Below are 6292 nucleotides of genomic sequence, written 5' to 3'. Positions count from 1 at the left end.
GCAGTTCGCCCCTACATTGTGGACAAAATCCGTTACTGTAGGGGCGCAAAGCTTGCGCCCTCCGATCGATTGGGATATTATTCCCACGCAAGTCCCTTATCAAGGTAGCAGGGGGGATCAGAGGTAAAATCTATCTTCAATTTAATTATAACTACTTACTTAACCGACTAAGATGCAGCAATGTTCCTGACTCCATTGCTATCTGTTAACCTATAGATGGAATATTTTCAATCAGCTTATGAAAGTGGTGCGGCTGGCTTGGGTGTTAACTTTGGCATTGATGATCATGCCGCCGACAACAGTGGCACAAACACTGGAGCAGTTATGGCAACAGGGTGAAACTGCTCAAGCGCAAAAAAAATACCCGGAAGCCGAAAGAATCTGGCGACAAATTATTCAGCTTGATCCTAACAGTGCTGTGGCTTTTAGCAATCTCTGCGCCGCGCTATTCCGTCAAAATAAGTTAGACGAAGCACTGATTTTCTGTCAAAAAGCTCTCGCTCTCGATCCAAAACTTCCAGAAACCTACTACAATCTCGGTCTCGTGCTGTATGACCAGAAAAAACTGACGGAAGCGGAGGAAATGTTCCGTAGGGCGATCGCTCTTGATGATAATCTCGGTCTCGTGCTGTATGACCAGAAAAAACTGACGGAAGCCGAGGAAATGTTCCGTAGGGCGCTCGCTCTTGATGATAAGTATGTCTATGCCTACAACGGTCTCGGTAACGTGCTGAGGGACCAGAAAAAACTGAAGGAAGCCGAGGAAATGTACCGTAGGGCGATCGAGGTTGATGATAAGTATGTCTATGCCTACAACAATCTCGGTAACGTGCTGAGGGACCAGAAAAAACTGACGGAAGCCGAGGAAATGTACCGTAGGGCCTTAGATTTACCAGATGATACTACTGGGACTCCTACTACCGCTCATACCCTTGCCCATAATGGTTTGGGTCTGCTCCTACAGGAACAGGGCAAGCTAGAGGCAGCGATCGCTGAGTTCGAGAAGGCGACGAAAATCGATCCGAAGTTTGAATTTGCCAGCAATAACCTGCAAGAGGCCCGGCGCTTGTTATCGTTGCAGCAACAACCGGAGCAGATCATCGCTTTGAATAATACTAAATATTTACCCCAAGAGGATCCCCTCACTCGGATCAAGCGATCGATCGTTAAAATCAGTGTTGTCTTTACCGGTAACGCCAAGGGGACTGCCTACGGTACGGGTTATGTGGTCAAACGCCGGGGAACAACGGTGTGGATTATCACTAATCGTCATGTGGTGGTCGATCGCGACACGGAACAGAGGGCCGATAATCTGGAAAATAATCTGGAAGTGGAACCCTATTACGGCGAAAATCTACCCAACCTCCCGCGCGATCGTGCAAAGGCTAAAATAATTCAGATCACCGAACCCCAAGAAAACTTGGATTTAGCTTTGCTGGAAGTCACGGGTTTACCAGACGATATCAGTCCTTTAACCTTTCATCAAGGCGAAATTAACCCACAAACACCGATTTCTATCATCGGACATCCTGAATCAAAAGATTGGTCGAAGTACGAGGCGATTACCATCGGCATTCAGTCTAGTAGCGGCAATTTATTAATCGATGTGAGTCTGGCCGTGGGGGGGTCTGGTAGTCCAGTATTCGATCAGGAAATGCGGGTGATCGGATTGATGTTTAAAACGATTAACGAGTCCCAAATCGATTCTTCCGGTATCGGTTTCGCTTACCCAATCGATCGAGTTCTCCAAAAATTAGCTCAATGGCAGGTGGTTGTACCATGAAAAAATCATTTATTGTCCTCAACTTAACAATTCTTAGTCTTATTTTGGTCTCGTTCTTCCCTATTCAAGCTCAAAACTGTGGGACGGGAAATACTAGATCTAGCAACTATATCCAGAGAGATAATGACAAGCGCTGTGAGGGAATAGCTCCGATCGATATTGCGGGCAGTTTTAGTCTTATTTCCCTTTCTATCGGCCGGATTCCGGGGATCAGTGATTACTTGAAGTTGGAAGTGCCTAGTCGTAATAACCGAGCGCCAAAAGTGATAGTGCGTTCTGTGCCAAAAAATTATCAACTCGATCCCCTCACCTTGCGTCCCCAAGGTTCTCGCTATCAATTTAAATGGTCTAACTATGTTATTGATCGCGAAGATATCGCCCTTGAAAGTCTGCGGGCCACGGCCTCTATCAGTGACGGTAAATTGATCTATTTGCCAGTTATTTTTAATCAGGCAACAACCTATGATATCGTCCTTTTTGCTAATGTGCGTAGCCAGATCAAAGAATTACAAATCCTCCAGAACAACGAGGTTATCTATGAGACTTCTCGCCCTAACTGGCAACCAAAAGGAGAAATTTTCTTTAGTTGGGATGGTCGTACTTCTGATGGTAAAATGGCTAAGGCGGGATTGTACGAATTGCGAGTCAAAGCTTTATTAGAACAAGATGATGCTCCTCCCAGAAATGCCCCGATTAATATAACTTTTGAACATAATCCCCAGTGGCTAAAATGAAGTCCAAGCATAATTTTAAAAGTTTCTGGCAATTTATCAGGAAAAATCTCAAGTTTTGCACAGTTTTTATAGTTACTCTAGCACTGGTTTTCCTGTCAATTTTTTGGGGAATTATCCCAGTTAAACAAAACTTTGAAGGCAATTTATTGGTAAAAAGCTTTAGTTTTACCTGTCAAGAAAACGAAAGTTTATTGCTCAAAGATGTCTATAATCTTTCCCAAATAGATCTATCGGGACTGAAAAAATTTACCCTCGCTGGCATTTTTAGCAGTCTTGCAGATCCCGAACTCAATAAACGAGAGCGACTAGAAATTGAATCAATCCGGGAAAATAGCACTTTAACAATTACCCCGACGGCGGATTTTATCCTGCAAGAACTCCGTTTACAAAAGGAAACTAGAGTTAAAAATCTCAAATACGCGCCTTTTAATAATCTTTTGGCTTTTAGTTTGCAGCCAAATTCTCAACCAGTAAATTTATCATTTAATCCTAGCGGCAACCCGATTAAAATAACTCTTTCTGGTTATAAAATTGCTAATTTACCCCAAAAAAAAGAGGATATTCCCCTCGAATTCAATCTCAGTACCACCGAATTTAAATTAGAAATACAACAAGCGATCGACGTTAATTTACAACTTTATCAAGATCAAGAACAGCCTATTTTTTGGCGCAATATTAAAGTTAATAATGTTAGATTTGAGCGACCGATTATCACCGGTAATAATGTGAGAGATGACTTAGTGGAATCAACAATTATTTCTGGTAATATCCGGATGGCTCAACAGGATCTTAAGCTAGAAAAAAATCAATTCCTGATCGTCGAGAAACCGGGGGTAGAGATATTAAATCAGATAAAAATTATCCGAGAGGATAGCAACCAAAACCTCAAACTAAAAACCACGGGGGAAAACTTGCAGATTAGCGAAGCATCACAAGGTTTAGAAGTGAGCGTTTCCGGCAATACCAACAGCATCCAAGTGGGGTTAAATCCGCGACTACCGATCGCCCAGATTCAAGGCAGTTTTTTATCCCGTTATCTTGGTAGCGAGGCGATCGTGGCGATAATTTCCTTTTCTGCTGGTTTGATTGTTTCCTTGCTTTCGTGGTTATTCGATAATTTTGCCGCTTCTCCCTAAAAATTACCGTCCCGCTCGCTAAACTGCCAAATTGATAAGATCCTTTGACCTTTCGCCGCCCTATTGAGCAGAACTAGGTATAAACACTTTCTTAAGAATTAACCTATGTCACAATAGATGAAGATAAACCAAATAGTGTGAAGTTGTAAACTAGGTATTACTGAATGGAACCGCTTTATCAGTACGCGTGGCTAGTTCCCGTCCTGCCTTTGGTAGGCGCTACCCTAGTCGGCGCGGGCTTAATTTCCTTTAATGAAGTCACCAATCGTCTGCGACAGGTGAATGCTGTATTGATCATTTCTACCCTCGGCGCGTCGATGGTGCTGTCTTTTGCGCTGCTGTGGAGTCAAATCAATGGACACGCTCCCTACAACCAAATGATCGATTGGGCATCGGCGGGTAACTTTCACCTGAAAATGGGTTATACGATCGATCACCTCAGTGCTTTAATGTCGGTTATCGTCACCACCGTGGCTTTTTTGGTGATGATTTATACCGATGGTTACATGGCCCACGACCCCGGTTATGTGCGTTTTTACGCCTATCTGAGCATTTTTAGCAGTTCTATGCTCGGTTTGGTCATCAGTCCCAACCTCGTCCAGATCTACGTTTTCTGGGAATTGGTGGGGATGTGTTCCTATCTGCTAGTAGGTTTCTGGTTCACTCGTCCGGCGGCTGCCGAGGCCTGTCAAAAAGCCTTTGTTACCAACCGCGTCGGCGATTTTGGCTTATTACTGGGAATGCTGGGTCTTTTCTGGGCCACCGGTAGCTTCGAGTTTGATATCATGGGTGAACGTCTAGAGGAATTAGTCTCTTCTGGAGCCATTGCCGGCAGTTTAGCGGCATTATTCGCCGTTTTAGTCTTCCTTGGACCCGTGGCCAAATCAGCCCAATTTCCCCTTCATGTCTGGCTACCGGATGCCATGGAAGGTCCGACCCCGATTTCGGCCCTGATTCACGCCGCCACGATGGTGGCCGCCGGAGTTTTCCTGATTGCTCGGATGTATCCCGTTTTTGAGCCAATTCCCACGGCGATGACGGTAATTGCTTGGACGGGGGCCTTTACTGCCTTTCTAGGGGCAAGTATCGCCCTCACCCAGAATGATATCAAAAAGGGTTTAGCCTATTCCACCATCTCCCAATTGGGTTATATGGTTATGGCTATGGGTATTGGTGCCTATAGTGCGGGATTATTCCACCTGATGACCCACGCTTATTTTAAGGCGATGTTGTTCCTCGGTTCCGGTTCGGTCATCCACGGTATGGAGGATGTGGTCGGTCATGAGCCGGTTTTAGCGCAAGATATGCGGATGATGGGCGGTTTACGCAAGTATATGCCCATTACTGCCCTAACTTTCCTGGTGGGAACTCTGGCCATCTGTGGGATTCCTCCTTTCGCTGGTTTCTGGTCGAAGGATGAAATTCTCGGTTTAGCTTTTGAGGCGAACCCGTCCTTATGGTTAATCGGTTGGGCTACTGCGGGTTTGACGGCTTTTTATATGTTCCGGATGTACTTTAACACTTTTGAAGGGGAGTTTAGAGGCACTAATAAGGAGATTAAACGCCGACTGTTAGCCAATGCGGGCGCGATTCCGGCTTTTGGACCAGGGGCGATGAATGTTAAGCAATTAGACTCGGAAGCGCAGGAAGAAGACAACCACGGCCATCATGCCCATGAACCCCACGAATCGCCAATTACTATGACTTTACCTCTCATGATTTTGGCGGTTCCTTCTTTGTTAATCGGTTTGGTGGGTAAACCTTGGCAGAATTTCTTCGAGGGTTTTATTCATGTTCCTAACGAAGTGGTGGAAGAAGTTCATGCTTTTGATTGGACAGAGTTTCTGATTATGGCGGGTAATTCGGTGGGGATTGCTTTAATCGGGATTACTGTCGCTTCTTTGATGTATCTCCAGAAGAAAATTGACCCCGCAACTATTGCGGAAAAATTCCCCGCTTTGTATCGTTTTTCCCTGAACAAATGGTACATTGATAATCTGTATGATCGAGTTTTTGTACAGGGTTGTCGTCGTCTCGCACGGCAAATTATGGAAGTGGATTATCGCGTTATCGATGGGGCTGTGAATTTAACCGGTTTAGCTACTCTTGTCAGTGGTGAAGGTCTTAAATACCTTGAAAATGGTCGCGCCCAATTCTACGCTTTAATTGTCTTTGCCGCAGTTTTGGGCTTAGTAATTGTCTATAGTCTGGTGTAGATTTTTAATCGGTTGACTAAAGATTTTTGGGGGCGCGAAGCCCCTTTTTTCAGCTTTAAGTCTCCCTTGTTAATCTGTTGAGTATAGGCTACATATCAGGACAGGCAAAAGGGAACAGGGAGAATAAATAATCAGTCTTTAATAACTGGATTTATTGTAAGATAATATTACATTTTTTGGGGAAGAAAAAGTATAGATATGAAACTATAACAAAGATAGATTTAAACTCTGATAAAAACTCTTGAGTCGGAGACAAAATATGGCTCTTCGTTACTCTTTATGCTAAATCAACATACAAGATGCCAAGACAACATACTTCTAACCCAAAAATTCCGAAAGTTTCTAAAGCCATAGGCTCTCCGTTTTATTAGTTTAAGTTTATTGTTGATTCCCTCGACCATCCCATTCGTTGTCCTTCGCTCG

At 44.1% G+C, this 6292-nt stretch carries 5 protein-coding genes; 4 read left to right on the top strand and 1 reads right to left on the bottom strand.

From position 1 onward, the window contains the following. The first annotated feature begins 238 nt into the window (after positions 1-238). The 4 genes from EWV60_RS15835 to EWV60_RS15820 all read left to right on the top strand — a co-directional run bounded on the left by EWV60_RS15835 (position 239) and on the right by EWV60_RS15820 (position 5869). Positions 239-1783, top strand: coding sequence for a tetratricopeptide repeat protein (locus EWV60_RS15835; RefSeq protein WP_287233264.1), 1545 nt, complete (start codon positions 239-241; stop codon positions 1781-1783). After that, complete coding sequence (locus EWV60_RS15830) at positions 1780-2517, top strand: FlgD immunoglobulin-like domain containing protein (RefSeq protein WP_287233262.1); 738 nt, start codon at positions 1780-1782, stop codon at positions 2515-2517. The genes EWV60_RS15835 and EWV60_RS15830 overlap by 4 nt, the downstream gene beginning before the upstream one ends. Next, a complete protein-coding gene (locus EWV60_RS15825; protein WP_287233260.1) occupies positions 2514-3653 on the top strand; it encodes a hypothetical protein in 1140 nt (379 codons plus the stop codon). The genes EWV60_RS15830 and EWV60_RS15825 overlap by 4 nt, the downstream gene beginning before the upstream one ends. A 164-nt stretch (positions 3654-3817) precedes the next feature. Continuing rightward, positions 3818-5869: an NAD(P)H-quinone oxidoreductase subunit 5 gene (locus EWV60_RS15820; protein WP_016514691.1), complete on the top strand. Its 2052-nt coding sequence runs from the start codon at positions 3818-3820 to the stop codon at positions 5867-5869. Between the two features lie 287 nt (positions 5870-6156). Here EWV60_RS15820 and EWV60_RS15815 read toward each other — a convergent pair. Then, positions 6157-6292: transposase (locus EWV60_RS15815; protein WP_287233266.1), on the bottom strand; the 136-nt coding region annotated here is incomplete at its 5' end.

Source organism: Microcystis sp. Msp_OC_L_20101000_S702 (assembly GCF_007095705.1).
Lineage (GTDB): Bacteria > Cyanobacteriota > Cyanobacteriia > Cyanobacteriales > Microcystaceae > Microcystis > Microcystis ichthyoblabe_A.
The sequence above is the reverse complement of the archived record's forward strand: the minus strand, read 5'-3'. Positions and strand labels throughout refer to the sequence as shown.